Here is a 25,354-nt window from a genome sequence, read left to right as displayed (position 1 = left end):
GGTGATAAATGAAACACGCTTTATTTTCAAAACTTCATGGAAAACGCCTGCTACCACTTGCGGGATTATTATTTGCATCGTTTCATGCCTCTGCTTTTGACTGCGTTGAATACGGCACCAATGTTGTCGACAAACCCGCTATCGATATCGGTGAATTAGCGATCCCCGCTAACGTTCCCGATAAGACCAAAGTATGGGAGTCTAACCCAATTACGGTTACCGCCTACTGTGACAATAACGTTGAGTCAAACGTAAGGGACTACGTCACTTTCTATTTCAACCCAAAATCTATGTCTCTCGGTCAAGGGCTGAGGCTTGGGGTGACTTATGAAGGAAAAGATCTTGAGCAAAATGGACAAGGATTGCAGGTACCTGGTGGCGGTCCTGTATATAAACCCGGCTACGGTACTCCAACCTCTAAGATCGTTACTGTTACTTTCCGCCTTTATATTCGTGTAGACGGTAAACCGCCAGCCTCAGGGCACTATCAGGGAGCCGATCAATTTGTCGTATTCCAGCTTGATGGCGCCGGTGGGATCAACTTCCAGCCTAAGGCTAAAAACCTCAAATACTCTTTATCAGGCTTAACCGGAACACGTTTTTTAAGCTGCGGCGCGCAGATAAAACTCTATCCAGAAAATCAGAATCTCGACTTTGGTGATATTGACCGAACAACGCTCAGCGGCGGCAGCATACTCTCAAAAGATTTCAGCGTAAAAGCGGTCAAGGAAGGCGGATGCCTTGAAGATTTCTCCTTAACATCTGAGTTCTCAACAACTGAAACCCTGCTTGATAGCACGCATATTAATTTAAACAACGGCGTAAAACTCAGTTTTACAGACCAAGATAGCAAAGCCGTTGAGTTCAATAAATATACTAATTTCGGTAGTATGAAAGGTATTACTGAGCTGAGTAAAAATTACAAAGCCAATATTTCAATAATACCGGGCAAAACGATTAAGGCCGGACCTTTCGTGGCAACGACGATCGTTAAAGTCAATTACTATTAACCTTGTTTAGAAAAATCCTAATATTCTATTTTCCTAAGTAATATTTTTAGATTAATAAGTAGAAACGCAGACGAGGTTCCCCTCATCTGCGCTATTATTAAAACATATATTAAATTCATCTGCTGGTTATTAGGATTTTTCCATTGCAAAATGCCGCAAAAATACTCCGTACATAAATATGTTCGGAGAAATGAAAATGCGACAGTCTACCCGCTAAAGGAATAAGTGCAAAAGCTAATAATCAACGATGGGGTTGAGCTCTAAAATTAGCGGGTTGGAATGCACCAGCGTAGAGAATTGCTACGGCCAGCTCCTCCTTGATAGCAATTTACCTTACCTTCGCCAACAAGCTGCAATAACCAGTGGCGCGTAACATAAATGCTTTCACCACTTTCTTCTGCAACCTCTCTGGTTTTTGGCCAGCATGATTCAGGTAGATAAGGGTCTGTGCTGCGAGTTTCCCCCATTCTAATTGAACATATTTTACCCAGATTCATGTAGATTCTTTCTTTCTTCGTTAATTTATCCATTTCCAACTCCATTGACTCGTTATCGTTGAACGTTATGTGTCTTTGTTGTTGCTACCGCACGTGCGGCAATTCTACCGTCCCTGGCGGATACTTCTCTCATCGTAGATGAGGGTCCAAAATCAATTCCATTAAAGCGCGACAGTATGAATTAATTTCTCTTGCAAACGACGTTTATTATTTAACTCAATCACTGGTGTGTTTAAATAAAAAAGACGGCGGCGGCCAGAGACATAAGTGAGTCTCTCTTCGTAAATTTTCATCAAAGCCAAAAGCTCTGCATCGCTGTTCAAATTAAATTTGTGCATCACTGAGCGTTTATGGCTGCTAATGGTTTTAATATTTAAAGAAAGTATCCATGCAATGCGCTCAACGCTAAAACCTAGACATATATAACGCACCACCTTCTCTTCTTGAGGAGAAAAATAGAGCGCTTGGCACTCCTGACAGTTGCGGACTCTCTCTTCTTCAAGTTGTACACGCTTCCACGCCTGCAGCAGCTTGAGGCCCAGCGTATTCAAAGTTTCTTTGCGGCTAACAAACAGTACATTTTTCAAACAATCAGGTAGCCGAGACAACGGTGGCTGCGCAGCTTCACTACATACGCCAACCAACAACAAATTCGCCTTACGATGCAATAACTCATGGTGACAAACTTGAGCACCACCATTTTGGAATATCTTTACTACAATATCGGAAACCACCAAGTTATCTTGACTGGTTTCGAGTAGTTCAAGGGTTCCATAATCACCTGAAGCAAAGTTTTTCTTTATAAAATTCCACAGACCTTCACGGTAGAAAGCATTATCATCATCAATCAAAACTCTAATCATCTTGTCACCCGGAAGCTTATTATTGGATTATTGTTTCTGGCCAAAGATAGCCCTGTAAATGGCTAGCGCCTGAGCGAGCAGCAATATCCCTATGCTGTAAAGTTTCAATACCTTCAATTAATACGTTGGATGTTATTTGATAACACCTTTTGACTAGTTGATTGAGCTCGAGTGGAGAAGATTGAGTACGCCAAAAGGCATACTTATCAATCTTGATGCCATCAAAATAAAAATTAAGCTCGCAGACCGTAGACAATAGTGATTCATCAAGATCGTCGAGCCAAATAGCGATATGACGTTCACGCAATCGCTCAAGATTTTTGACTAATTGAATTTTCTCTACATCACTCAGATTAACTAGGTTTTCTGGATCCTGTAGTTCGATAACCAGCTTCTGCTCTGGAGGTAGCTGAATTTTACTTTCTAACTCCGAGCTCAATAGATCTCGTACCGACAAATTTATAAAATAATGGTATCCAGCAGGATGACTCGCCACCTGCTTAACCTGTTGGTTGAAAATCGAAATTAATATATTTTCAGGTGCATGCTGAAAGTAATATTCAGAATCAACGTCCTCGGTAAAATAGCTAAGCACCTCATAACCAATAATCGAGTCGGTTTTTAATTCAACGATAGGCTGAAGCTTAATTCCTGCTGGAGACTGATGGTTAAACATCGTCATTCCCCCTCCCTTGACGTAATCGCTACCGGCCCCTGAAAGCGGGGATCATGCGAAAATATTTGGCTAGCCTCATGACGCTGTTTTTCCGCCTCATCTGCTTTATTACTGAAATGCAATATGGCAATACGATAGGCATATACATTTTGATCAACATGGTGTGAAAGATATTGCTGCGACCACGTGATATAGCTCTGTAATATCTTAGGATCCCGACTGGCGTTATATTGCAAAAGCTGGTTAACCTGCCGGTCGTAATCAATGCGTTCTTGAAATATCCAAGTCTGCCAAAGCTGTTGCTCTAATTGAGGGAAATCGATATTTACCTGTCTTAGCTGTAGCTGTTCGGCTTTGGTCAACCATATTTGAGCTTGCAATGTAGAAAGCATGATCCCCAGACCACCGCATGCTCCGACTATTGACGCAGCTTGAATCCCCTTCGCAATCTTAGGCTTCGTGACAACAAGCCGCTTAGAGAGCGCAGAATCCGTAAGGCTTAACAACAGTAAAAAAATGAGCCAATGCCCGGTGGACATATAAAACGGATATTCCAACTGGGTATGCACCGCAAAAGGCAGCATCACCAGCCACAATGTAAACTGACTTTTATCCGTTCTCCGCCATGCCACTACCATTAATCGGAAATAGGCGATGGCCAGAACAACATACCCTGCTAGGGCCGCAATTCCCCCCTCAACCCAGCCAAACAACAACTCGTTATGCGGGTGTGTGATAACGCCCATTCCGGTTATCGGTGGTGTCATGCCAAGGGCAAAATGGGCAAAGCTGTACTCAAAGCTGCCATATCCCCAACCAACAACCGGATGATTCATCATCATCGCTAGTGTGATCTGTAAGATCTTCCAACGCTCCAGATTTGAACCATCATGGGAGACAGGGATAACCAGATCTGCGCCGGCGATCAGGATATAGCCAAGCAAAATACCGCCAATAATTAAGCAGATAAATACAGCGGTACGACGCGGCTGGCTCCTTGCGCGTAATAAGAAGTTAATCAGTACGACAGCCATCGCACCGATATAACCAGCGCGTGACTGAAGCAAAATGAGCATTGCGGGCAGTAAAACCAGCGCTGCTAGCTGCTGTAGATGCATTAAGTGATGAATCACTGCGCTCGTTTTACTTCTGGTATTTAGCGATTGCGGTAAATAAAGAAGATGCAGCGAACAAGCCAGTCCCGTAGCCATAAACGAGGCCATCACATTGACCTGACGAAACACGCCGGTTGGCCTAACCCCCTCATCTCCCAGCGCCATCAAGACTGAGTTAGGGGGCAGCAGAGTGAGCTGAATAAACCCGACGACGCTCTGCACCAAAGTCGCAAACAGCAAAAAATTAAGCAGCAAGACGCGCCAGCGAGCGCTAAAGCGGCATTGTAATAAGGTGAAATAAAAGACCAGCCCTGCCACTATGCCAGCCATTTGCAGAACTGCCTCTTTCAGCCATTTTTCTGACGTATAAAGCAGAGGAAGTAGCAGCAATAATATGCCGATAGAAATTAGATTAGATGTGGTTGTCGTAATAATGGGTTGATTAAGATTAAGCAACCAATAAGCAAGCACAGATAGCGCAACGAATATCCAAGCGACAATATTTCCCGGCACCCGCAATCCGCTACCGCCCATACTAGGAATAACGACGTGCATCGCCAATGCTAAATAAATTAGCAACATGACTAAAATAGCTTTTCGGTTAATTACTTGCATTCTTTACTCTTAATAACGCTTTACGCTATATCGATTGGAAACGCTTTTCGTTAGATATATCGACTAGGGATATTCAAGATGAAATTCAGCCGTCGTATTAAAATCCCCTTCGGTAATGCTGTGGTTGGCAATACTTTTTGGCGATGCCTGTAAAAATGCAGCAAACTTAAAGGAGTTAGCGCCTTGATTTAGGCTGAATTTAGCCGACCCAGTATTCAATGGGATAAGCGTAGACGGGCTTTGCACATCGCCAGACACCGACTCTATGCCGATAGCCAATCCTTTAACCTGAGCACTTTTTAACGAGAGATACCCTTTTTGATCGTTATCTTCTGTGCCAACAAAAGACACCAGCACCGTTTTCGAAATTGATACATCGCAGTTTTTCAGACCAATGTTGAAAGATTTAGAATCAGAGCGACCTTCTGAATAAAATGTCTTAATCGCGGTAACACCAAAATCAACACTCTGCCCATCAGAATTGATATCAACCTCGCAGGGTTCACTGACAACTTCACCATGAAAGTTAATATCTATCGTTGCCCATGAAATGCTTGAAAATAGTGCTAAACATAGCACGGCTAAAAACTTCATATTTATTTCCCTCAGCATAACTACGAGCGCATATTTACGTTTAAGAAATTTTATTGGTACGAAATATTTAAATTAACCGTAGTGTGAAATTCGCCTTCGATCAGCTCTTCAGGAATGCGTTCCAGCATGGCGTGCATCACTAAATCCATATTTCCTTGAGACATAATCAGCGGCTCGCTATGTTCGCCAGGGACTAACTGACGATGTTTTTCGTCTTCCAACCGCAAACCAACTCCTCGTGCCGAGCCAAATACCTTCATCAGATATTTATTGTTATCGCTCTGCACCCCATTCACGGTGATATAAGAAACCAACTGTCCTGGAAGGTAGGTGATATTGCCGCCGTGTATATTGTCTCGCGGTGAGTTCCCCACCACGCCGCAGTCCTTCAGCCGAATATGCACCGCTACAGGATCGGTTCGATTTCCCACCCGATTCAAACTCACACGGGAAATCGTTCCTAAATTCACAGCTTGCTCTTTCGACTCCATTTCCAGCACACAGGTAGGTTCCGTTAATGCGCCCTGCACCAAAAGCTCGCCATGCATACCAAACACATCCCAGCCATCAATGTCATCTGCATTAGCCAGTCGCAGACCTAGCGTGGTGACTAACCCTGAAAGTAGGCAGAGCCACAGCGTTGTGCGGGCAAACTTTAGACATGAAGTACGCATAGCATTCACCACTAGCCTTGGTTGGCAACGGCACGGCACTCGCTACCGCTGCAGGTAAATTTCAGTTCAGGGCGACCGCCAAAATCGTTGATATAGGTGACATATGGCGTGGCATAAACCGGAGAGATCGCCTTAAGCGTGGATTTTGGCGGCACCATTACAGGGCGAAAATCGCTTGCAGAATCGGATTTCGCCTGCCCAGAAATACCAATCACGGTGAGGTAATAAGGCGTTGGGTTATGGATCTGATAGCCATCGCCGGCTTTAGTCAGCACCACTTTTTCCTGCCAAATCACATCTGAATCGATCGCGATCGGTGCTGGGCGATAAAACAGTTTGATCTTGGTCTGCAACGCAATCTGCATCACGTTTTGTTTAGTGCTGCGCGGTGGGATTTCACGCACGTTAAAATAGAATACGGATTCGCGATCCTGTGGCAGCTTGGCAACCCCGGCCATGGCATTGATTCTGATTTGGCTCTTAGCGCCAGGTTCTACGCGTTGAACAGGCGGTACAACCACCAGAGGATCGGTAATCTTCTGGCCATTGCTATCTTCCAACCATGACTGTGCTAAATAAGGCAGCTGAGTATTATCGTTGCGAATATTCAGGCTGATCGATTTTTGGCTACCATCGAAAATGGCGCGGGTACGATCGAGAGCAATGGCTGCCTCTGCTGCCTGAGCAGCCAGTAACAAGACGAAGCCTAATGATAAAGTTTGTTTTAATTTCATAATGTTATTGCTCTTCATGGATGTTATCTGTCGGTTCTATAGCAGCGCTATCTTTCGCTACCGTGGATGTTTGGCTTTGCGCTACCGTATGACACGGTAAAAGCAGCTGCTCCTGATCTCGCAAGGTTTTAGGAATGGATATCACACACTGTGCTGCGCCATCCCATAACACATCGAGTGACTCTCCGCCCTGCAGGCCTGTTAGCCAAGCCATGCCGCCATCACCTACGATGGCCAATTCCTTGCCTTCACTATTTCTTACGCTGGCGCCAAACGGCGGATGGCTACCATCTGCCATTGCCAATACCGCTAGAGCCTTAGCACCTTTGATTACGCCAAATTTGCGATAACCAATCGCCCCTTCAGTCAGCGCTGAGTCCACAACGGAACGGCTAGAATCCACATCGTCGGCCATTTTGGTTAAATCAATACTGGTTGAATTACGGTAATAGCTGTTCATATCCGTAATCACCCCGATACCGTAACCGTTGGTATGCACACGGCCGCCGTTAATCGGAACGCCGCCAACGCCTTCGGTATCCACCATCAAGCGAGTACCTCCGCTGATCCCGCCCGAATGCAGCGCCGCACCTTTCGCCGTAATCGTGGCCCCCCCCTGCATTGTCATCCCCGCCGAGCTGTAGTTACCCTGCGAATAGGCGGCATTAGCGCTCATATCAGCAAAATCGCCGCGATGGCTGTAATAGCCATTAAACTGTGTTCGGGTGCTCTCATCACCGCCGCTGCTGACCCCGGTAGACACTCGGTAGTTGTTGTTATTATCAACACGGTCGTAATAGCTGACGTTCTGGCTATATCGATTGTTGCTGTACTGGCCGTCATAGCCGATTGATGCAGAATTCCCCATCGGAATAGACAGGCTCACAAACACCGCATCATCATTGCGTTCATTAATTTTGCTGCGCGTGGCAGAAACGTTGAGAGACACATTTTTCAGCGAAAATAGACTCACATACGTGTTTCCAGACAGGCTATAACGGTCATCCGTTGGCTGATCCCAATAGGTCTGATGGCTGTAGCTGAAGTAAAAACTCAACCCCACTTCGGAGAAGTTTTTATTCGCCGTGATGGTATAAAGCTCTTTATCGTGACCTGAATTTTCCTCGTGATAGCGCGCATCGAGGAATTCGCCCATCGACATATAATCACGCTCGGAGAAGCGATAACCCGCAAAGGTCACTTCACTGTCGTACTCATCAAAGCGTTTGGAATAGCTCAAGCGCCATGATTTCCCTTGGCGTTGCTCTTCACCGGGTAAGCGAGCAAAAGACTGCGTCACGTCGGCAGAAACGGCACCGAGCAAAAACAGATCGCGCCCAATACCCATCGACGCCGAGTTATAGTCCCCTGCAAGAATGCTACCGCCATACAAAGACCAACTATTGGCAATCCCCCATGAAAACTCACCGGTTGCAAAAGTTGGGCCTTGTATATGATGTTCGTAGGTTGACGGACGCCCCATCGCAAACTTATAACGCACCATTCCGGGGCGGGTCAGATAAGGGATCGTCGCGGTATCAACCTGAAATGTTTGAACCGTTCCATCTTGTTCCTCAACCTTTACGTCAAGCTTGCCGGTCACCGCGCTACTCAAATCTTGAATACGAAATGGACCTGATGGCACCGTGGTCTCATACAGCACACGTCCTTGCTGAGTCACCACAACCTTGGCGTTCGTTTTGGCAATCCCGGAAACTTCCGGTGCATAGCCACGTAACGCGGGAGGCAGCATCCGGTCATCGCTGCTCAAAGACATCCCGGTGTAACGCCAAGAATCGAAAATGCTGGATGAGAGATAGTTTTCCCCCACCGATAGCGTTGAACGCAGCGTGGGGAGCGCGCGATACATATAAACGCGGCTCCAATCCATATTGTGCTGACTGCTCTGCGATGAGCCTGAAGCACGGCTATAGCTCCCCTGATAATCGCCACGCAAACGCCATGCACCGGCGTTAGCCCCCACGGTTCCGCTTATGCTGGCATTTTGGCTATTGCTACCTTCATTAGGGCGACTCATCGAAGCATTCAGGTTGTAGTCCAGCAGCAAACCTGGGATCCCTTCATCCCAACGTGACGATGGAACCCAATTTGGATCGCTGTACTCAATCCATGCCTGTGGAATAGAAAGCTGCAAACTTGAGTTCGATAAATCTCCGCGAACCGTTGTACCTTCAAGCTGGCTAAAATCTGCGCACTCTCCCTGATGCCAGTAGGTCACTTTATTTAAGGCGGCAGGTTTCAATCCCAATTCACTGACTATTTGCGGTGAAACGCAGGCTTCACTGCTGTCTGGCTGGTTTTCTCGTGGGTAGTAATTAAACGGATACTCACCCACGTTCTGGTCATTAACTCTCAGTGCTAACTGATACAGACCAGGCAAGATATAGTTTGCTTTTGAGAAACGAGAAAAGTCGATATTTGCCTTATCTGCGGTATCTAGCATATCCGTATTAAACTCTACGGCTTTGCTGGACATGCTGGTGCTAGCCAATGCAAACGCCATGGCCAAACTGATTTTATTGATATGGAATGTAGACATTACCGTCTCTATTATTCTCTAGCCCAGATGTACCAAACAAAAACAGTTCTTACAGAAAACCATTCACCTAATGTGCGCATAACATGAAGACAAAAACCTGTCTGAAATTCGTTTTATGCGCAAACTCCCCCGTACCTAATATGAGGTAACGATGAGGAGAGTAATTATTTTTCTATAAAATCTTTTTTTATAAATATTCCACTTTGAATTTCACAATAACGCTGTAATTCCCAGCGCGTAATTCATGCTTATTTCGCTGAATCGCCAGCTTATAATTCAAATCCATCGACCCCACATTCAGTGGAATATCTGCTATGGCTTTCCCCGGCACAATAGTATTGCCAGCCTCATCTTTCAGTATCAGACCAATCCCGCTGGCCTCTCCATTAATACTTAGCAAATTGGCGGTATCATCTCTAACCCCATCAAACGTGAGGTGCACACTTTTAAAATCAGGACGCAAATTATCCTGAGAAGTCAGTTCACAGTTTTCCAATTTGATGACGAATGCTTTTTCTGGACCTTGCCCAGTACGCGCAAGCTCACTAACCGGCAGAGAGCCTAAATCAATAACCTGTTCTAATGATCCAGAAGATATGCTGCATGCTGTTGCCACCAAGGTGCCGCCCATTTTGACGCGCCCCTGCTGAACACCCATAGCCCCCGCCGTTGTTACAAATAAAACCATAAAGGCACAGAGCGTACGGACCACCATGCTATCTCTCCTACTAAACCACTCTCTGGAAATAAGGGCGTTGTCATCAACGCCCCAATCCATGACCACAACATCATTCTTAAGTAATTTTCTCTGTAATCAGTGATTTATATATTTCAATGTGAATACAGATCCAATCATTCAAGAACAATTAGTTGTAAGTAATCACGAAGTCAGTCTGGCTGGTGAAGTCACCTGCGGTGATAGCAGATCCTGAAGCACCTGTTGCCTGAACATAGGCAGCAAAATCAAGTGAGTTCTCACCTTGAATCAAGGTCTTAACTTCGGTTTCTTTACCCAGCTCGAAATCTTTACCGTTAGCATCGGTAATACCAACACCCACGCCCGACGCTGTGCTGCTGACGATACCCAACAGTTTGGTTGAACCCGTAGCGGTAGTACCGTTGAAGGTAATAGAAGCTTTAGGTGCAGCACCGCCGCTAATGTCACAGCCAGTCAGCTTGATGTGGAAATCAGCTGGAGTTGATTTAGCGCCGCCTTTCAAGGCCTTAATTGCAATAGAACCCAGATCGATAGTCTGCTCGCTGTTATTAGGCGCAATTGAACACGCAGCATCAACAATAGAACCGTTGAATTTAATAACACCGTTGCCGCCTACTGTGCCTGCTGCATTAGCTGCTGCAGACGCAATACCCATAGTCATAACCAATGCCACAGCTAATTTATTCATTTTCATTTTTGTTTCCATAATTTAGATAATAAGAGTTCCTTCGCCGGCTAAGGCGAAAATATCCATAATGTATTTATTCCCTGTGAAATTTTATTTTTTGGTTTTCAGATAAATATATTTATAAATTTATCTTATGCAAACAGGAGATTAAGCCATAACACCAGTTAAAAATTTCACTTCCCAGATAAAAATTGTGTAATCCGTACTCATATCTGGCTCCGGAAATAATAATTCCGACAATGTCATAAAAAAACAAAAATTTACACTAATAGGTTAATACGACAGTTTCACCTGAATAGGATAATTCCTATGACTTATGCGAGCTACTTTGTCGCACATTGAAAAGTTGCGATACATAATCTTTTAAAGAAAGATATTATAAAAAGTTAAATTTTATAAAGTGTAAAAAACCGGTGTTTAAAGCTGAAAACCACCGTTTTTGATCAAATCAAAAACAATAATTAAACATAAATGCAACAATGTGATATGAAATACATATGTGGCAATAGGATTAATACCAAATAATAAATTTTATGGTTTTTAATAAACGCTAGGAATTCGTAAATAGTTTTTTCACTTGCCGAAAATACATTGATTTCCCTGCTGACTAGGCCTATTCGCGCTAATAGCATGATTACTATTGTTTTGAAATATATCTCTCAGGGTTTGAAATGTTATAACCAAAATAATGTCGCGAAATGGCGAGAAACTTCGTAAGAAATTGACGAGGGGAAAGTGCGGGAGAACCCCTGTACCAAAGGGATACAGGGGAAATTAATGCTGAGGAAGACGTTAAGCAGGAAGTACGATGTTGCTATCAGCCAAGCTACCAATTTCGTTATAGGCCGCACACGCTGCATCTACGATATGCATGGCAACAGCGGCTCCGCTGCCTTCACCCAGACGCATTTCTAGCTGCAGGTAGGGTTCAAGTCTCAGTTTCTCTAGCGCAATACGCGCACCTTTTTCCGCTGAAAAATGCGAAGGGATCAAATAATCGTGAACCTGCGGTGCAATCTGGCAAGCAACCAGCGCCGAGGCGTACGAGAGAAAACCATCAAGCACCACTGGCAGCCCCGCTGCCGCAGCACCTAACATCAACCCGGTCATACCCGCTAAATCGAAACCTCCCACCTTGGCCAAAACGTCGATTCCGTCGTCAGCGTTCGGTTGATTACAGGCAATGGCACGGCGTACCACGTTCACTTTGTGCTGTAGTTGCTCGCTGGGAAAATTCGCGCCAATGCCAACGACGCGTTCCGGATCGTTATCCGTCATCACGCTGACAATCGCGGCGGCAGGGGTGGTATTCGCTATTCCTAATTCACCCACGCCGAGCAACCGCACGCCGTTCTCTGCCTGTTGCATCGCAAGCGCTGCGGCTTTCACCAATAGGATCTCTGCCTGCTCACGGCTCATCGCTGCGGTTTTGGCAATGTTTCCACAGCCTCGCGCCATGCGCATATCCACCGCGCCCGGAATCGGATCGCAATCAATGCCCGCGTCAACAATCATCACCTCAGCGCCGGCATGTTTTGCCAATACGCAAACGCCCGTCACACCATGCACCATATTCTGGGCTTGAATCGCCGTCACCGCGCGCGGAGAAATCGCAACCCCCTCTGCAAAAACACCATGATCTGCCGCCATCACGATAATTTTCTTCTGCGCTACACTCACCGCATCTTCGCCAAAAATACCGGCTAGCTGCACGGCTAACTGTTCTAAACGCCCCAAGCTCCCCGTTGGTTTTAGCAAACCATCGAGCTTTATCTGGGCTTTACGCATCGCGTCTTGGTTCAGCGGTTTAATCTGAGCAATGATCTGTTCTAATGTTTGCATGGTTGTCTCTGTTGAAATGTAAACGACCGAATTATCAGCCTTTTATTTTTACTTCAATCCCTGAAATGACGAGGTAGACCTGTTGGGCCTGAGCAGCCAGCCGCTGATTGACGCGCCCGGCAATATCTCTGAAACGTCGCGCCAGCAGGTTATCCGGCACAATGCCCATCCCAAGTTCGTTGGTCACGATATAAATGGGAACATCGCTCTGGCGGCATGCCATTATCAGCGCGTCGATTTGCTGGTGAATGCCTTGCTCGAGTGCGGCAAAATCCATCTCTTCAGCGGCCACATTGCCCGCCTGCTCAAACAGCAGATTGGTGATCATCGTCGTGATGCACTCCAGCATAATGGCGTGACAGCCTGCGCCTTTATCCCTCACAACGGCGCCCAGATCGCGATAGCCCTCGTGCGTCATCCACTGCGACGGGCGAGTTTGTCGATGGATTTGCACCCGCTGAGCCATCTCGTCATCGGTTATCACCGAAGTCGCGATATATAACACCCTATCGCCACGTTGAGCGGCTAATTTCTCCGCCAGCGTGCTTTTCCCGCTGCGCGCCCCACCGGTAATCAAAATCATCATTAGCCCACCTGCTCAGTAACGTGTTCACGCATAAGGCGATACACGGCGTCAATATCAATATTCTGGCGCATTGCCGCAGCCAGCAGATCAAACTGTTGATCCCTGAAAGCCTGATACTGAAAAGCTTCCCCAACGAGCGGCGCTAAACCTTTGCGTTCTCGCAGCGCGTTTAGCAAACTGCGCGTGAAATCGTCTGAATCGAAAATACCGTGAATATAAGTACCGGCCACCGAGCCATCAGGGCTAATTGCGCCCTCACATTGATTGATGTCTTCACCGTTACGTTGCTGCAATAACGTCAATGGTGACGCCTGCTCACCAAGCTCGGTGTGCCCCATGTGAATTTCGTATCCGGCTAATGCTTGTTCTTGGCAGGCGGCAAAGATACCGCTTAACGCGGGCTGAACTTTGCCAATCACGCGGGTGGTCATTTTCTGGTGCGAAAATTTCGTTTCACAATCTAACAACCCCAGCCCTGACATCTGATCAACGCCAGACTCTACGCCATCAACAATATGCCTTCCCAGCATCTGAAAACCACCGCAGATGCCCAGCACCGGCGTACCTTTCTGATGCGCAAGCAAGATTTGATGCGTCAGACCGCTATCGTGTAAGTAGCTGAGGTCGCTTAAGGTATTTTTACTGCCGGGTAAAATCAGCAGGTCGGGTTCCCCCAATTCATCACGATGCGTGACGTAGCGCAGCCGCACATCCGGCTGTGCATTAAGCGCATTGAAATCGGTGAAATTAGAAATATACGGCGTTTGGATCACCGCAATATCCAGCAAATTCGCACCCTGCTGCCGGTACTTACCTTTTTGCAGCGCAACGCCGTCCTCATCCTCCAGTTGTACATCGATCCACGGCATTACGCCGATCACGGGCACGTTGGTGAGTTCTTCTATCTGACGCAAACCCGAAGTTAATAAGCTCACATCGCCGCGAAATTTATTGATAATGACGCCTTTTACCCGCGCCCGTTCATCAGGTTCCAGCAAGGCCAAGGTGCCATAGATGGAGGCAAACACCCCGCCACGGTCGATATCTGCCACCAGAATGACGGGAACATCCACTTTCTCGGCCATCCCCATATTCACAATATCGCGATCGCGTAGGTTGATTTCCGCCGGGCTACCTGCGCCTTCCAGCACCATGATATCCACTTCATCCGCTAGGCTGTGATAGACCTGTGCAATCTGTTCCAGCAGTTGCGGTTTGAATTCATGATAGGTCACGGCGTCCATCTGATCGGCCACCTTCCCCATCAGAACCACCTGTGCACGGCAGTCGCTGGTTGGCTTGAGCAAAACCGGATTCATGCGTACATCGGGTTCGATTCCCGCCGCTTCAGCCTGAAAAATCTGCGCGCGCCCCATCTCACCGCCATCAGCGGTAATCCCTGAATTCAACGCCATATTTTGAGATTTAAACGGTGCCACGCGGTATCCGTCTTGACGGAAAATACGACACAGCCCAGCGACCAGAACACTTTTACCTACGTCCGATGCGGTGCCTTGCACCATGATGGATAAACCCATGATATCTTCCTATTTAACCTGTTCTGGCATGAATTCCGGCTTGAAAGCAAACAGCTCATACTCGGTTTTAAACAACGGCAATCCCAGCTGCTGATGCATTTTCACCAGCCACGGCTGGACCAACCCCGCACGTTGCAACATATCGCGCTGTAGGAAAACCTCGCTCTCGCGGCCCTCACTCACCAATTTTCCCTGCGCGAGAACATACAGGTAATCACAAACTTCATAAATTAAATCAATATCGTGGCTGGAGATCACCACGTGCTTACCCTGAGCCACAATCTTCTGAATAATATGAATCATCTGCTGACGGCCTGAAGGATCAAGTCCGGCGGTCGGTTCATCCAACAGCAGATAATCCGCATTCATCACCAAAGCGCCTGCAATCGCCACCCGTTTTTTCTGCCCGTGGCTTAAATACTGCACCGGTTTATGGCGAAAACCGAGCGCATCCACCAGCGTGAGTGCCTGTTCGGTGCGATGGCGAATGGTCTCTTCATCAACGCCCAGATTGCGCAAGCTGAAGGCAATATCGCTGTCGATATCGGTATAAAAAATTTGCTGGTCTGGCTCTTGGAAAACCATCGCCACCTGTTGACGCAGCGCGCGTAGGCTACGTTTGTCATAGCGTAGTTTTTCACCCTGCCACATCACGCAGCCCTGCTGTGGCTGCAATATTCCCAGCAGGTTCATGAATAACGTGGATTTCCCGCAGCCGTTCGCGCCTAACAAACCGGTGACCTGACCGCGATTAAAATCCAGCGAGAGATCGTGCAGCACGGTCTCTCCGTCCTGATACTGAAAACTGAGGTGCTGAGTGACGAGTCCCGAAGTGCTCACAGATGAAAATCTCCGTTGTACAATTTAACTTCTAACGCAATGCTCATCTGCTTATGCCGCTCCATCACGCGCGACAGCAACATGCCGACCAACATCGACAACGAACGGTAGCCACTGCGCAAAGAGACATAACCAAAACGCAGTGATTGAGCGCGATGAATAGCGGCGGCTTCCTCAATAAAAATGAAGATAAAGCGGTAGGTCAGCAGCACCTGTTCAACCAATACCAACGGAAGACGGCTGCGCTTGAGCAGCCGCACCCACTGACTGAAAGGCGTAGTTAGAACGAAGAGGTAGGTCGCCGATAACGCCGCCAAACTGCGGCACAGCGTATTCATCCCCGTGGTTAATCCATTCTGTTCAACGCCTAAGGCCAGATGGCCGATGTGAACGCTATACAGCAGCGTATCCGCCTGCCATGAGAACGACAGCACCACGCCCAACAGTCCGGTGAACAAAAAAGCCAACGGCACCGCCAGCCAGCGGAGATAGCGCCGTACGCCTACGCGTAATAGATAGCAAGTGAGACCAGCGCAAAGCAGCAGCACGCTCAGTTGGATCCACGGAGAGCCCAACAATGCGGTCAACAGCAAAACCAAATACAGCGCAAACTTGTACTCTGGTTTTTTCTGGCTCCAGCGGCTGCTATAAGAGAGCTTATCAATCTCCAGCATGAACGACGCGACGCCCTCGGTAATAGCCCAAGATATAGAAGATCACCGCGGCACCGAAGGAGCCTTGCAGCGTGAACAACAGGCTTTCTATTTCACCGCTTGCGGGTTCATACAACGGTTCAAACCACGGTTTATAGCTAGGCGCCATTTGGGCAATCACGCCTTCGGCCTGATCGTCTGAACCGCCATACTCGCCGCCGTGATTAATGAAGAACGGCAATACGGCCAAAGCAATCACTAGAAAAATCAAAATCAGCGTTTTTTTCATTTTAAATGCTCCTTACGCCAATCAGTTGGCGCTTGCATAATTGGTCATAAATCAGCACGGTTAACAGCCCTTCAGCAATCGCGATAGGCACCTGCGTCAGGCAGAAAATGGCCATAAACTTGGTCACCGATGCCATAACGCCCAGTTGAGGATCGGGGAAAGCCAATCCCAACTGCACCGACGTCACGAAATAGGTCACCAAATCGGCTAACGCCGCGCACAGGAAAACCGCAATATCGCGTCGCATGCCTGCTCGAGTCGCTAATTTCCATACCACGTAACCCGCCATTGGCCCGATAACCGCCATCGACATCCCATTAGCGCCCAGCGTCGTCAAACCGCCATGCGCCAAGAACAACGCTTGGAACAGCAAGACGATAGCGCCTAACACCGAAACCACCCACGGACCAAACAAAATCACGGCTAAACCCACGCCGGTTGGATGCGAACAGCTGCCTGTCACCGAAGGAATTTTTAGCGCCGACAGCACAAAGATGAAGGCCGCACATAGCGCCAGCAGAACTTTTTTATCGCTGTCATCGCGTACGATGGCTTTAAGGCGGGTTGCCCCAATCACTAAACAAGGCAAGAACATCAGCCACCACGCCAAGGCCCAGAAAGGCGGTAAAAAGCCTTCCATGATGTGCATAGCAAATGCTTCTTGCGGCGCGAGCGTCAGCAGAACCGCCAGCGCCATGCCGTAGAGCGGGAGTTGTTGGAGGTTTTTCATTTTTTATCCTTAGTTAAAGACCCCACCCCAACCCTCCCCTTCGCAGGGGAGGGAGCTGTACAGAGTTAATAGCAACCTCGGAGTGCTCCTCCCCCTGCGAAAGGGGAGGCTGGGAGGGGGTTAATCACCCATAGGGGCATTCAGCTAGCCCGATTCACCAAAATCGTCGAAAAGTACGGCAGTTTGGTGTCTTGGTGGATCTCATCGAGATGACGGAAACATTGCTCATTTGGCAGTGAGGCTTCGGCCATTAAAATTGCATGGTCGAGCAATCCCAAACGACGCAGCATTTCGCGTATTTGAATAACTCGGCCATACACTTTCATCATCACCACGCATTCATGGTTAAGCAGCGCCTGCTCAAGTTCTTCTTCTGGTGCGGTACAGGCCACCACCGCCATGGATTGCTGCTCCATCGCCAAAGGGAACTGGGCGCGGGCGGCAATGCAGGCAAACGAGGTCACGCCGGGAATGATTTCGATATCCACGTGTCCGCGCAGGCGTTCCAGCAAAAATACCCACGTGCTGAACAGCATGGCGTCACCCAGCGTAATAAAACCGACCTGAAGCCCGTGCTCTGCGTCGGTTTGCATCTCCTGCGCAACACAGTCCCATGCGGCGCTTTTTTCCCCTTGATCGGCGCTCATCGGGAAATGACGCTCTTTGATGTCGAGCGTTGACGATAAAAATTCACGCACGATAGACAACGCAAGACTATCGCCCCCCTTACGACCCGCAGGGGCATACAGCACGTCCAGCTCACCGAGCTGCCGCGCTGCGCGAACGGTAATCAAGTCGCTGCTGCCGGGACCGGTGGCAATCGCCCACACTTTTCCCTTTTTCACGTGGCTCATCAGGCTGCCTCCTCTGCTGGGTGTAAAACATCGTGCAGGTGCTCAACAAACATGTGTTGGATAAGTGGATTTTCGCCCAGCCCTTGCAGCCACGGCGTGGCTTCAATCCCGGCCAGAGCGAGCTGGGTTTTCCACGAATCCTCATCGTCAGAGGCCATATCGTTGATGGCGTGATCGCCCGCCACCAGCATCAGCGGCATCAAATGCACACGGCGTACGTTTTGCTGCTGCAAACGCGTCACCACATGATGAATTTCGGGATAACTCTCAACGGCCCCCACCATCGCGGGGATCTGGTGGCTCATCAGCATGTGATCGAGGCAGGCGTAAGCCGCAAAGGCATGATGCGTTGCGCCATGGCCCATAAACACCACCCGCTCATCTTCGGCTAAAGCGGGCATCTGTGACTTCATGGCGGCGATCAACTGTTCAAAATCATCATGGCTGCTCAGTAACGGCACGCCGATACGCAACCGTTTAAACATCCCTGCGTGAGCGCGTACCTGAGTCACGACTTTTTCGTATTCATCGCCGTTGATGATGTGCAATGACTGAATGACAACGTCCTGATAGCCCTGTTCCGCCAAACGCTGCAGCGCCTGATTTGGGTTATCGATTTGCATTCCATCTCGCTTCGCCAACTTGCGAATAATCATCTCGGATGTGAAGGCGCGAAACGCATCGCGATCGGGACAGGATTCCGCTAAACGACGTTCGCAGGCCTCAATGGTTTTCGCTCGCGTCTCGTGATAGCTGGTACCAAAACTGATAATTAAAATGGCTTTTTTCATAGGTATTGGCTCTTTTTATTCTGTAACCAGTTGGCTAAATACGGCTCAAGTTCAGCCAGAGAACTCACTCGAATCTGTCCTTCAGCCATAGGCTCGGGAGGGCGACAAATCACAATGCAGGGAATATTCAGCGCCAAACAAGGAACGACTTTTTGCTGATATCCCCCTTCTGCGCCAGACTCTTTGGTGATCACCACGTCAGCCTGGCAATGCTGATACGTTGCCTGATTCATTTCGGCGCTAAATGGCCCCTTCAGCGCCAGTACGTTATCTACGCCCAGCCCTAAATCCTGACACTGCAATAGGACATCCGGCGTCGGCAATACGCGGGCGAAAAGGTTTTTTCCCGCCAGCAAACGCACAAACTCAGCCAGTTGTTTGCTACCCGTGGTCAATAGAACCCGCTCGCCCAAACGATGTGCAACCACGCAGGCCTCTTCCACGCTCGCTACTTTGTGCAGCAAAGGATGTTCTAAAGCATCAATTTCGCTAGGGCGTAAATAACGCAACAGCGCAATGTTCTGAGTGGCACAGGCGTGTGCGATATTGGCGCTTAACACGCCCGCGTAAGGATGTGAGGCATCAATAACCTGCGTAATCCGGCGCGCTTGCAACCATTCGCTCATCTGCGCGGCATCCATGCGCCCAACGATAATTTCACCGTTGATATCCCCTGCCAGTTCGCGTCCCGCCTCGGTTGCGACCGAGAGGCTGTAATTCAGCCCCATCTCATCAAGGCGCTGACAAATATGACGCGCATCTGACGTACCGCCAAAAACGTGCAGCATGGGGTTGCCTGCCGTTTTAGACGCATTGGCATCGTGCGCATTGCTATCGGAAATAGGGTTATAAAACATAGCCGCGCGGCGTAATCATCAAGCCGTCCTGACAGTAAGTGGTTTTATTGCCGACAATCACCAGACTGGTCATATCGACATTTTCAAAATCCATCTCACCGAAGGTGGTTAGCCACTTCTCCTGCTTTTTGCGACCCGCAGCTTTGACCACGCCCACCGGCGTGCTGGCGGCGGTGTAAGGGCGCATCAGTTCAAAAGCGCGAGCAAGATGGTCAGCGCGGCCACGACTGCGCGGATTGTAGAAACAGATAACGAAATCAGCCTGCGCAGCGGCAATCACGCGTTGTTCAATCACCGGCCACGGGGTCAGCAGATCGCTCAGGCTGATATGACAGAAATCGTGCATCAGCGGCGCACCCAGCAACGATGCCGCAGCGGTACTGGCGGTAACGCCAGCAATCAGCTTGACCTCAACGTCTAGCTTCTGCTTCGTCACCAGCTCTAGGATCAACCCCGCCATGCCATAAATGCCCGCATCGCCGCTGCTGATCAACGCGACTTTTTTGCCTTGTACGGCAAGATTCAACGCTTCCTGACAGCGCTCAATCTCTTTACACATGCCCGTTTTGATCACCTCTTTATCGGTGGTCAGGGCTTTTACCAAGTGGGTGTATGTTTTGTAGCCCACGATAATATCTGCGTCACGAATAGCCTCGATGGCTTCCAGCGTCATCATGGACTGACTGCCCGGGCCAATGCCGATTACATATAACATCAGAGAGTTTCCTGAAGGGTTAGAGCCAAAGTAAGGGTGACGCCCTGCTCGCGCAGCGTCTCCCCAATGATTTTCCCGCCGCCGTACTCTTCGAGTAGCAGACAAGCAGCAGGCTGAGACACACAGCCCACGCCCACGATTTGACGCACGAAATCCGAACACGGGAAGCGATGTTCATGCACGCGTAGCGCTTCAGGCGTAAACACGTGAAAAGGAACGCGATAGCAATGTGCCAGCTGCTGTAACGCCGCTTCATCCTGTTTCAGCGTAATGCTACCAATGGCGCGCAGCGCGAGTGGATCGATATGCAGCTCGGCAAATTTCTGCAATAGCAGCGGATGCAACGTGGCAAACGGCGTATCTCTACGGCAACCCACGCCCAATACCACGCGCTTAGGCACCAGTTGGTAAACCGGGATCGCGCTTGGTGGCAGATCCGAGTGATAGCTAACGCATACCAGCGCAGAAAGATCGGGCAATGAATGAAGATCGGCAACGGGAATAAATCCGCGTCGATCGTGCTCGGTGAGCTGCACGTTAGCGCGCGGATCAAGCCATAGCCCAACGCGATCGCCGCTCACTAGCATTTGGTTCACGCTTTTCACCGCACGCCGAAAATCCGCGATCTCCGCATCGAGCTTCTGCGCCAATAGATCCAGCGCAGCAACGCCGTTTACGTCGGTCGAGGTCGTGATCACTGGATCGGCGTTAATCAACTCGGCGATCTGCTGAGTGAGCCGATTCGCGCCACCCATATGTCCTGAAAGTAAACTGATCGCATGCTCGCCGCGTTCATCAAGCACCACTACCGCAGGATCGGTTAATTTGTCCTGTAACAGCGGCGCGATCACCCGCACCACGATCCCCGTTGCGCCGATCACCACCAGCGCATCAAAGCGTTTAAACGCCTGCGCCATCGTTTCGGCAAAGGATCCGCTAAACGGTGTGAAACCCACCTGTAGCAAATTTTCACTGGTAAAGCATGCGCTGGCGGTAGATAGCTGCGGCAGCAAAGGACGCAGGCGCTGTGCCAAGCGAACGCCGCCCGGCGTCAGGCAAAATAGCGCCAGCGATCCCACCTTTATCGGCTCAGGCCTGGCGGTATTCATGGCTGAAACCCGCGTCATACAGCTTGGAATAGTGGTATTCATCACCAAGGAAAGCGCCCACTAAAATCAGCGCCGTTTTTCGAATACCGGCGTTGCGTACTAAAGGTGCGATGGTGTCCAAGGTGCCGCGCACCGTTTGGTGATCTGGCCAAGTCGCTTTATAGACTACCGCCACCGGCGTGGTGGCTGGATAGCCGCCGCTCAGCAGGCGCTTCACAACGTCGTCAATATCTTGTACCGAAAGGAAAATCGCCATCGACGTTTGGTGCGCGGCAAAGGATTCTAATGACTCACGCTCAGGCGTTGGGGTGCGCCCAGACATGCGGGTGATCACCAAACTTTGGGAAACCTCGGGCACCGTATATTCCACGCCCAGCTGTGAAGCGGCCCCCAAGAACGAACTCACACCCGGCACCGAACTAAAACCAATGCCCAACTTGCCCAGCTCTTCTCCTTGCTCACGGATAGATCCGTACAACGACAGATCGCCGGTTTGTAGCCGCACGACCAGTTTTCCTGCACGAATACCTTGCTCCATCAGGTCGATAATCTGCTGGAGGTTGAGCCCTGCGCTATCGTGGCATTCTGCCCCTGGTTTGCAGTAATTCAGCAGATCGTGATTAATCAGCGATCCGGCAAAAATCACTACCTCCGCCTGCGATAGAATTCGATGGCCTTTTAGCGTAATAAGCTCGGGATCGCCCGGCCCTGCACCGATGAAATAGACCTGTGCGCGATCGATAGACTCAGCCATGCGTTTGCTCCTTACGGCAGGAAATCAGATAGGTAGGGTTATTGGGTTTGAAATAGTGACCGCTGCCCAGCGCGGTGAGGCGAGAGATCTGAATCAGGCTGCTTTCTAGTTCAACCACCGCACGGTTTTGCAGTTGACTGAACGCCTGCTGATAGTTTTCCAGCAGAATAAAATTCATCGCCAAGCTGCCGCCGTCGTTGAGTAATGCCAGCGCCCAATCAATGATGTCGGGGAGATTGCCACCGCTGCCGCCGATAAACACCGCATCGGCGCGTACGTCTAACGCCAGCGGCGCATCTGCCGCCACAATATCAATATTCGAGCAGCCAAAATGACGGCAGTTTTCTTCAATCAATGCCAGAGCCGCAGGGTTGCGCTCAATGGCGGTAATAGAGAGATCGGGATATCTGAGGGCGGCTTCCAAAGAGACGCTTCCCGTTCCTGCGCCAACGTCGATCAAGCGCTTGGCAGTACGCAGATTGAGTCGCTCCAATGCCGCAAGACGCACTTCTTCTTTGGTCATCGGCACTTTATGGCCGCGTAGAAACAGATCATCTTTCATTGAGGATCGCCACCACGTTCATTGCGTACGCCTGCTGTACCTGCTCTGGGCGCAAAATATGGATGCATTCATCGGGATAGGAGAGATTCTCGCCAATCACCATCGTCCGCTTTGCCCCACGACGTAGGATTTGCTGGGCAATTTGATACGGCCCCATGTGGTGGTCGGTCACCATCGCCACTTTTTCGTGCTGCAGAATAAAATCAAAATCAGGCTGTTTGCCGTGACAGCTGGTGATGTAGATATCGTTCATATCCACGGCGATGCGCGAAAACAGGTACTGTATGGAGCTAATACCCGACACGATATTGAGCTTTTCCGGCGCAAGATCCTGTATCAAACGTTTTCCAATGCCGTACAGCATCGGCTCACCCGATGCCAGAACCACGATATTGCGGTCAGCGTTGTCCTGTAGCCACAACGCCATCTGAGTCAGATCGCTGCCGATGGCCAGTTTTTCACCATGAAATTCGTGGTAAGCACTTAAATGGCGTGACCAGCCAACCAGAACGTCAGCTTGTGAAATTAATCTTTTTGCCAGCGGCGTGATGTAATCCTGATGCCCCGGCCCCATGCCAACCACGTGAATCATGAAGACTCCTTTTCGCAGAGAATTTCTTGGGAAATTTCGGTACGTAAATCGGCAACAATGTCGTTAACTGGGCGATTACTGCCGAGCACAATATTGTCGAATGAAAACAGCACCGCGTCGCATTGCAGCGGCTGTACCGCAAAGCGCAACATTTGGTTGATGCGCCCACAGATTGCCTGAGCGATATCGTTATAGACGGCCTGCCAGCCTTGTTGCTCTATTAGCTCCATCGCCGCTTCCGTGGTGCTACATTCAAACACCGCTTGCAGTAATTCACGTGGAGCGCCCATCAGTGCAAGTCGTGTAACCAGCGTTTCCATGCGGCCATCGGCAATATGGCTATGGGTATGAAAAATGCCGGCAGCGACCTTAATCAGCTTGCCTAAGTGGCCCACCAGCACCACACGTTGGAAACCGAGGCGCTGAGCTTCTTGCAGCATATAGCCAACAAAATTACTCATGGTGACCACACGGTCGCCGTTTAACTGCATCTGTTCTTGTACAAAGCGCTCGCCGTGATTGCCTGGCACGAGGATCACGCTGGTCATCCCCTGAGCGCGCTTCATCTCGAGCTCTAAGGCCAGCGAACGTTTCCAGCTCTCTTCAGACATGGGCGTCACAATACCGGTGGTGCCGATAATCGAGATCCCACCTAAAATGCCCAGCCGTCCGTTGTAGGTTTTTTGCGCCCGCTCTTCGCCTTCTGGAGCAAAAATAACAATCTCGGCACCGCGTTCCGGCCCGATAACTTCACGCACCGCTTCTTCAATAGTGTGCAACGGCGTGCGATTGATGGCTGAACTTCCCACCGGCAAACCAATGCCTTTGCGCGTTACGGTGCCGACACCGTCACCACCAACGATGCAGATACTGCCGCCGTCGTTAAGCGTCACCTGAGCAAAAATCAGCATTCCATGCGTGGCGTCCACGTCGTCACCGCCGTCTTTACGGATGGCAGCGCTGGCCTGTTGACCACAAATCAAAGGCTGTTCAACGTTCAACCGCAGCGTAACGCCCGAAGGTGTCACGATAGAAATCTGATTAATCACCTGCTGGCGCAGCACCATCAGCGCAGCAACTTTCGCCGCTGCGGTGGCACAAGAGCCGGTGGTGTAACCCTTGCGATAGCTTTTGCCGTTATGCCAGAGCGTATCCAGCCCAGTGTCGCTCATTGCGCATCTCGCATGTGGTACAAAATGGCGTTAACGATGGCTGCGGCAATATTGCTGCCGCCCTTACGCCCTAAGGCTGCAATACCCGGTAAATCGCTTTCTGCCAGCGCCTGTTTGGATTCCGCTGCGCCAACAAAACCGACCGGTACCCCGATGACCGCGGCGGGTGTCATTACGCCTTGTTGATGCAGTTCTAATAAGCGAAATAACGCAGTCGGTGCATTGCCGAACACAAACAGCTTTTCCCCTTGATCCTGCGCGGCAAGATCCACTGCCGCCATTGAGCGGGTAATCCCCTGTTCCTTGGCAATGGCGACCGCACGCGGATCCGAGATGTAGCACAGCCATTGGCACCCTAACTGCTCGAGCTGGGTTTTATTGATGCCGGAAAGCGCCATGGTGGTGTCGGTATAAATTGTGCAGCCGCGACGCAGAGCCTGAGTAATACGGGATAAAACATCGGGCGAAAAATGCAGGATATCCAGCCATTCGAAATCAGCGCTGGTGTGAATTGCGCGTTTAATAATTTTTTCTTGCAGCTCATCGACAAAACGGTAATCAGGGCGCTCGTCGGCGATGATCTGAGAAATGATTTCAAAGCTGTGCTGCTCAATATTCTGGGGATTCTTGTTGTAGTTCATTGTTCATCCTGTTTGGTTGATCCAGCGTGACTTTCGTACCTCTATCTTTAAGGGCAATCCCATCTTTAAGTGCAATACCCCCCTC

Annotated in this window: 28 protein-coding genes; 1 reads left to right on the top strand and 27 read right to left on the bottom strand. The window is 49.4% G+C overall.

The window, feature by feature from the left end:
* Positions 1–8 precede the first annotated feature (8 nt).
* Entirely contained in the window at positions 9–1,010 is a 1,002-nt protein-coding gene (locus AB3Y96_RS05105) for a fimbrial protein (RefSeq protein WP_367298645.1), read from the top strand.
* A 266-nt stretch (positions 1,011–1,276) separates the two neighbouring features.
* Here AB3Y96_RS05105 and AB3Y96_RS05100 read toward each other — a convergent pair whose 3' ends face one another.
* The 27 genes from AB3Y96_RS05100 to AB3Y96_RS04970 form a co-directional block, all read right to left on the bottom strand.
* The gene (locus AB3Y96_RS05100; protein WP_080723920.1) at positions 1,277–1,477 is read right to left on the bottom strand and encodes a FaeA/PapI family transcriptional regulator; all 201 of its coding nucleotides are present in this window, start codon (positions 1,475–1,477) and stop codon (positions 1,277–1,279) included.
* A gap of 191 nt (positions 1,478–1,668) precedes the next feature.
* Positions 1,669–2,370: a LuxR C-terminal-related transcriptional regulator gene (locus AB3Y96_RS05095; RefSeq protein WP_367298644.1), complete on the bottom strand. Its 702-nt coding sequence runs from the start codon at positions 2,368–2,370 to the stop codon at positions 1,669–1,671.
* A 19-nt stretch (positions 2,371–2,389) separates the two neighbouring features.
* Positions 2,390–3,052, bottom strand: coding sequence for an EAL domain-containing protein (locus tag AB3Y96_RS05090; RefSeq protein ID WP_367298643.1), 663 nt, complete (start codon positions 3,050–3,052; stop codon positions 2,390–2,392).
* Positions 3,049–4,776 (bottom strand): Wzy polymerase domain-containing protein, encoded by a 1,728-nt coding sequence (locus AB3Y96_RS05085; protein ID WP_367298642.1) that lies wholly within the window; start codon positions 4,774–4,776, stop codon positions 3,049–3,051. The genes AB3Y96_RS05090 and AB3Y96_RS05085 overlap by 4 nt, the downstream gene beginning before the upstream one ends.
* 63 nt (positions 4,777–4,839) lie before the next feature.
* Positions 4,840–5,370 (bottom strand): fimbrial protein, encoded by a 531-nt coding sequence (locus tag AB3Y96_RS05080; RefSeq protein WP_367298641.1) that lies wholly within the window; start codon positions 5,368–5,370, stop codon positions 4,840–4,842.
* Between the two features lie 50 nt (positions 5,371–5,420).
* On the bottom strand, positions 5,421–6,044 hold the full coding sequence (locus tag AB3Y96_RS05075) for a fimbrial protein (RefSeq protein WP_367298640.1): 624 nt from the start codon (positions 6,042–6,044) through the stop codon (positions 5,421–5,423).
* An 11-nt stretch (positions 6,045–6,055) separates the two neighbouring features.
* Complete coding sequence (locus AB3Y96_RS05070) at positions 6,056–6,778, bottom strand: fimbria/pilus periplasmic chaperone (RefSeq protein WP_367298639.1); 723 nt, start codon at positions 6,776–6,778, stop codon at positions 6,056–6,058.
* 4 nt (positions 6,779–6,782) lie between these two features.
* The gene (locus tag AB3Y96_RS05065; RefSeq protein WP_367298638.1) at positions 6,783–9,338 is read right to left on the bottom strand and encodes an outer membrane usher protein; all 2,556 of its coding nucleotides are present in this window, start codon (positions 9,336–9,338) and stop codon (positions 6,783–6,785) included.
* 187 nt (positions 9,339–9,525) lie between these two features.
* The gene (locus tag AB3Y96_RS05060; protein WP_367298637.1) at positions 9,526–10,053 is read right to left on the bottom strand and encodes a fimbrial protein; all 528 of its coding nucleotides are present in this window, start codon (positions 10,051–10,053) and stop codon (positions 9,526–9,528) included.
* A gap of 151 nt (positions 10,054–10,204) precedes the next feature.
* On the bottom strand, positions 10,205–10,750 hold the full coding sequence (locus AB3Y96_RS05055) for a fimbrial protein (RefSeq protein WP_367298636.1): 546 nt from the start codon (positions 10,748–10,750) through the stop codon (positions 10,205–10,207).
* Between the two features lie 786 nt (positions 10,751–11,536).
* Positions 11,537–12,586: a nicotinate-nucleotide--dimethylbenzimidazole phosphoribosyltransferase gene (gene cobT, locus AB3Y96_RS05050; protein ID WP_367298635.1), complete on the bottom strand. Its 1,050-nt coding sequence runs from the start codon at positions 12,584–12,586 to the stop codon at positions 11,537–11,539.
* 34 nt (positions 12,587–12,620) lie between these two features.
* Complete coding sequence (cobU, locus tag AB3Y96_RS05045; protein ID WP_367300275.1) at positions 12,621–13,169, bottom strand: bifunctional adenosylcobinamide kinase/adenosylcobinamide-phosphate guanylyltransferase; 549 nt, start codon at positions 13,167–13,169, stop codon at positions 12,621–12,623.
* A gap of 2 nt (positions 13,170–13,171) precedes the next feature.
* The gene (locus AB3Y96_RS05040) at positions 13,172–14,710 is read right to left on the bottom strand and encodes a cobyric acid synthase (RefSeq protein ID WP_367298634.1); all 1,539 of its coding nucleotides are present in this window, start codon (positions 14,708–14,710) and stop codon (positions 13,172–13,174) included.
* 9 nt (positions 14,711–14,719) lie between these two features.
* A complete protein-coding gene (locus AB3Y96_RS05035; protein ID WP_367298633.1) occupies positions 14,720–15,550 on the bottom strand; it encodes an ATP-binding cassette domain-containing protein in 831 nt (276 codons plus the stop codon).
* The gene (locus tag AB3Y96_RS05030; RefSeq protein WP_072307999.1) at positions 15,547–16,224 is read right to left on the bottom strand and encodes an energy-coupling factor ABC transporter transmembrane protein; all 678 of its coding nucleotides are present in this window, start codon (positions 16,222–16,224) and stop codon (positions 15,547–15,549) included. Before AB3Y96_RS05030 ends, AB3Y96_RS05035 begins: the two co-directional genes overlap by 4 nt.
* Entirely contained in the window at positions 16,211–16,492 is a 282-nt protein-coding gene (locus tag AB3Y96_RS05025; RefSeq protein ID WP_072308000.1) for an energy-coupling factor ABC transporter substrate-binding protein, read from the bottom strand. The genes AB3Y96_RS05030 and AB3Y96_RS05025 overlap by 14 nt, the downstream gene beginning before the upstream one ends.
* 1 nt (position 16,493) lies before the next feature.
* The gene (locus tag AB3Y96_RS05020; RefSeq protein WP_072308001.1) at positions 16,494–17,222 is read right to left on the bottom strand and encodes an energy-coupling factor ABC transporter permease; all 729 of its coding nucleotides are present in this window, start codon (positions 17,220–17,222) and stop codon (positions 16,494–16,496) included.
* Positions 17,223–17,362: 140 nt separating this feature from the next.
* Positions 17,363–18,076: a cobalt-factor II C(20)-methyltransferase gene (locus AB3Y96_RS05015; RefSeq protein ID WP_367298632.1), complete on the bottom strand. Its 714-nt coding sequence runs from the start codon at positions 18,074–18,076 to the stop codon at positions 17,363–17,365.
* Positions 18,076–18,867 (bottom strand): sirohydrochlorin cobaltochelatase, encoded by a 792-nt coding sequence (locus AB3Y96_RS05010; protein WP_072308003.1) that lies wholly within the window; start codon positions 18,865–18,867, stop codon positions 18,076–18,078. The genes AB3Y96_RS05015 and AB3Y96_RS05010 overlap by 1 nt, the downstream gene beginning before the upstream one ends.
* The gene (locus AB3Y96_RS05005) at positions 18,864–19,655 is read right to left on the bottom strand and encodes a cobalt-precorrin-6A reductase (protein WP_367300274.1); all 792 of its coding nucleotides are present in this window, start codon (positions 19,653–19,655) and stop codon (positions 18,864–18,866) included. The genes AB3Y96_RS05010 and AB3Y96_RS05005 overlap by 4 nt, the downstream gene beginning before the upstream one ends.
* Before the next feature lie 58 nt (positions 19,656–19,713).
* Positions 19,714–20,439: a precorrin-3B C(17)-methyltransferase gene (locus AB3Y96_RS05000; protein ID WP_367298631.1), complete on the bottom strand. Its 726-nt coding sequence runs from the start codon at positions 20,437–20,439 to the stop codon at positions 19,714–19,716.
* Positions 20,439–21,548 (bottom strand): cobalt-precorrin 5A hydrolase, encoded by a 1,110-nt coding sequence (locus AB3Y96_RS04995; RefSeq protein ID WP_367298630.1) that lies wholly within the window; start codon positions 21,546–21,548, stop codon positions 20,439–20,441. Before AB3Y96_RS04995 ends, AB3Y96_RS05000 begins: the two co-directional genes overlap by 1 nt.
* Positions 21,529–22,302 carry a cobalt-precorrin-4 methyltransferase gene (locus tag AB3Y96_RS04990; RefSeq protein WP_367298629.1) on the bottom strand — a complete coding sequence of 258 codons (774 nt, stop codon included), beginning with the start codon at positions 22,300–22,302 and terminating at the stop codon, positions 21,529–21,531. Before AB3Y96_RS04990 ends, AB3Y96_RS04995 begins: the two co-directional genes overlap by 20 nt.
* On the bottom strand, positions 22,295–22,864 hold the full coding sequence (locus AB3Y96_RS04985; RefSeq protein ID WP_072308008.1) for a decarboxylating cobalt-precorrin-6B (C(15))-methyltransferase: 570 nt from the start codon (positions 22,862–22,864) through the stop codon (positions 22,295–22,297). Before AB3Y96_RS04985 ends, AB3Y96_RS04990 begins: the two co-directional genes overlap by 8 nt.
* Positions 22,854–23,456: a cobalt-precorrin-7 (C(5))-methyltransferase gene (locus AB3Y96_RS04980; RefSeq protein WP_072308009.1), complete on the bottom strand. Its 603-nt coding sequence runs from the start codon at positions 23,454–23,456 to the stop codon at positions 22,854–22,856. The genes AB3Y96_RS04985 and AB3Y96_RS04980 overlap by 11 nt, the downstream gene beginning before the upstream one ends.
* Positions 23,453–24,628 carry a cobalt-precorrin-5B (C(1))-methyltransferase CbiD gene (cbiD, locus tag AB3Y96_RS04975; protein WP_367298628.1) on the bottom strand — a complete coding sequence of 392 codons (1,176 nt, stop codon included), beginning with the start codon at positions 24,626–24,628 and terminating at the stop codon, positions 23,453–23,455. The genes AB3Y96_RS04980 and cbiD overlap by 4 nt, the downstream gene beginning before the upstream one ends.
* Positions 24,625–25,269: a cobalt-precorrin-8 methylmutase gene (locus tag AB3Y96_RS04970; protein ID WP_367298627.1), complete on the bottom strand. Its 645-nt coding sequence runs from the start codon at positions 25,267–25,269 to the stop codon at positions 24,625–24,627. The genes cbiD and AB3Y96_RS04970 overlap by 4 nt, the downstream gene beginning before the upstream one ends.
* Between the last annotated feature and the right edge of the window lie 85 nt (positions 25,270–25,354).

Origin of the sequence: Hafnia alvei (assembly GCF_964063325.1) — a bacterium.
GTDB lineage: Bacteria > Pseudomonadota > Gammaproteobacteria > Enterobacterales > Enterobacteriaceae > Hafnia > Hafnia alvei_B.
This window is presented reverse-complemented; position numbering and strand designations above follow the sequence as displayed.

Bases quoted from the DNA above. Each gene is read 5' to 3' on its own strand.
- AB3Y96_RS05085 (WP_367298642.1), bottom strand. From the start codon at position 4,776: ATGCAAGTAATTAACCGAAAAGCTATTTTAGTCATGTTGCTAATTTAT.
- AB3Y96_RS05060 (WP_367298637.1), bottom strand. From the start codon at position 10,053: ATGGTGGTCCGTACGCTCTGTGCCTTTATGGTTTTATTTGTAACAACG.
- AB3Y96_RS04970 (WP_367298627.1), bottom strand. From the start codon at position 25,269: ATGAACTACAACAAGAATCCCCAGAATATTGAGCAGCACAGCTTTGAA.
- AB3Y96_RS04995 (WP_367298630.1), bottom strand. From the start codon at position 21,548: ATGAATACCGCCAGGCCTGAGCCGATAAAGGTGGGATCGCTGGCGCTA.
- AB3Y96_RS05000 (WP_367298631.1), bottom strand. From the start codon at position 20,439: ATGTTATATGTAATCGGCATTGGCCCGGGCAGTCAGTCCATGATGACG.
- AB3Y96_RS05095 (WP_367298644.1), bottom strand. From the start codon at position 2,370: ATGATTAGAGTTTTGATTGATGATGATAATGCTTTCTACCGTGAAGGT.
- AB3Y96_RS05075 (WP_367298640.1), bottom strand. From the start codon at position 6,044: ATGCGTACTTCATGTCTAAAGTTTGCCCGCACAACGCTGTGGCTCTGC.
- AB3Y96_RS05020 (WP_072308001.1), bottom strand. From the start codon at position 17,222: ATGAAAAACCTCCAACAACTCCCGCTCTACGGCATGGCGCTGGCGGTT.
- AB3Y96_RS04990 (WP_367298629.1), bottom strand. From the start codon at position 22,302: ATGGCTGAGTCTATCGATCGCGCACAGGTCTATTTCATCGGTGCAGGG.
- AB3Y96_RS04985 (WP_072308008.1), bottom strand. From the start codon at position 22,864: ATGAAAGATGATCTGTTTCTACGCGGCCATAAAGTGCCGATGACCAAA.
- cobT (WP_367298635.1), bottom strand. From the start codon at position 12,586: ATGCAAACATTAGAACAGATCATTGCTCAGATTAAACCGCTGAACCAA.
- AB3Y96_RS05010 (WP_072308003.1), bottom strand. From the start codon at position 18,867: ATGAAAAAAGCCATTTTAATTATCAGTTTTGGTACCAGCTATCACGAG.
- AB3Y96_RS05105 (WP_367298645.1), top strand. From the start codon at position 9: ATGAAACACGCTTTATTTTCAAAACTTCATGGAAAACGCCTGCTACCA.
- AB3Y96_RS05005 (WP_367300274.1), bottom strand. From the start codon at position 19,655: ATGCTGCACGTTTTTGGCGGTACGTCAGATGCGCGTCATATTTGTCAG.
- AB3Y96_RS04980 (WP_072308009.1), bottom strand. From the start codon at position 23,456: ATGATTCACGTGGTTGGCATGGGGCCGGGGCATCAGGATTACATCACG.
- AB3Y96_RS05090 (WP_367298643.1), bottom strand. From the start codon at position 3,052: ATGACGATGTTTAACCATCAGTCTCCAGCAGGAATTAAGCTTCAGCCT.
- AB3Y96_RS05055 (WP_367298636.1), bottom strand. From the start codon at position 10,750: ATGAAAATGAATAAATTAGCTGTGGCATTGGTTATGACTATGGGTATT.
- AB3Y96_RS05065 (WP_367298638.1), bottom strand. From the start codon at position 9,338: ATGTCTACATTCCATATCAATAAAATCAGTTTGGCCATGGCGTTTGCA.
- AB3Y96_RS05040 (WP_367298634.1), bottom strand. From the start codon at position 14,710: ATGGGTTTATCCATCATGGTGCAAGGCACCGCATCGGACGTAGGTAAA.
- AB3Y96_RS05080 (WP_367298641.1), bottom strand. From the start codon at position 5,370: ATGAAGTTTTTAGCCGTGCTATGTTTAGCACTATTTTCAAGCATTTCA.
- AB3Y96_RS05070 (WP_367298639.1), bottom strand. From the start codon at position 6,778: ATGAAATTAAAACAAACTTTATCATTAGGCTTCGTCTTGTTACTGGCT.
- AB3Y96_RS05025 (WP_072308000.1), bottom strand. From the start codon at position 16,492: ATGAAAAAAACGCTGATTTTGATTTTTCTAGTGATTGCTTTGGCCGTA.
- cobU (WP_367300275.1), bottom strand. From the start codon at position 13,169: ATGATTTTGATTACCGGTGGGGCGCGCAGCGGGAAAAGCACGCTGGCG.
- AB3Y96_RS05015 (WP_367298632.1), bottom strand. From the start codon at position 18,076: ATGAGCCACGTGAAAAAGGGAAAAGTGTGGGCGATTGCCACCGGTCCC.
- AB3Y96_RS05100 (WP_080723920.1), bottom strand. From the start codon at position 1,477: ATGGGGGAAACTCGCAGCACAGACCCTTATCTACCTGAATCATGCTGG.
- AB3Y96_RS05030 (WP_072307999.1), bottom strand. From the start codon at position 16,224: ATGCTGGAGATTGATAAGCTCTCTTATAGCAGCCGCTGGAGCCAGAAA.
- cbiD (WP_367298628.1), bottom strand. From the start codon at position 24,628: ATGAGCGACACTGGGCTGGATACGCTCTGGCATAACGGCAAAAGCTAT.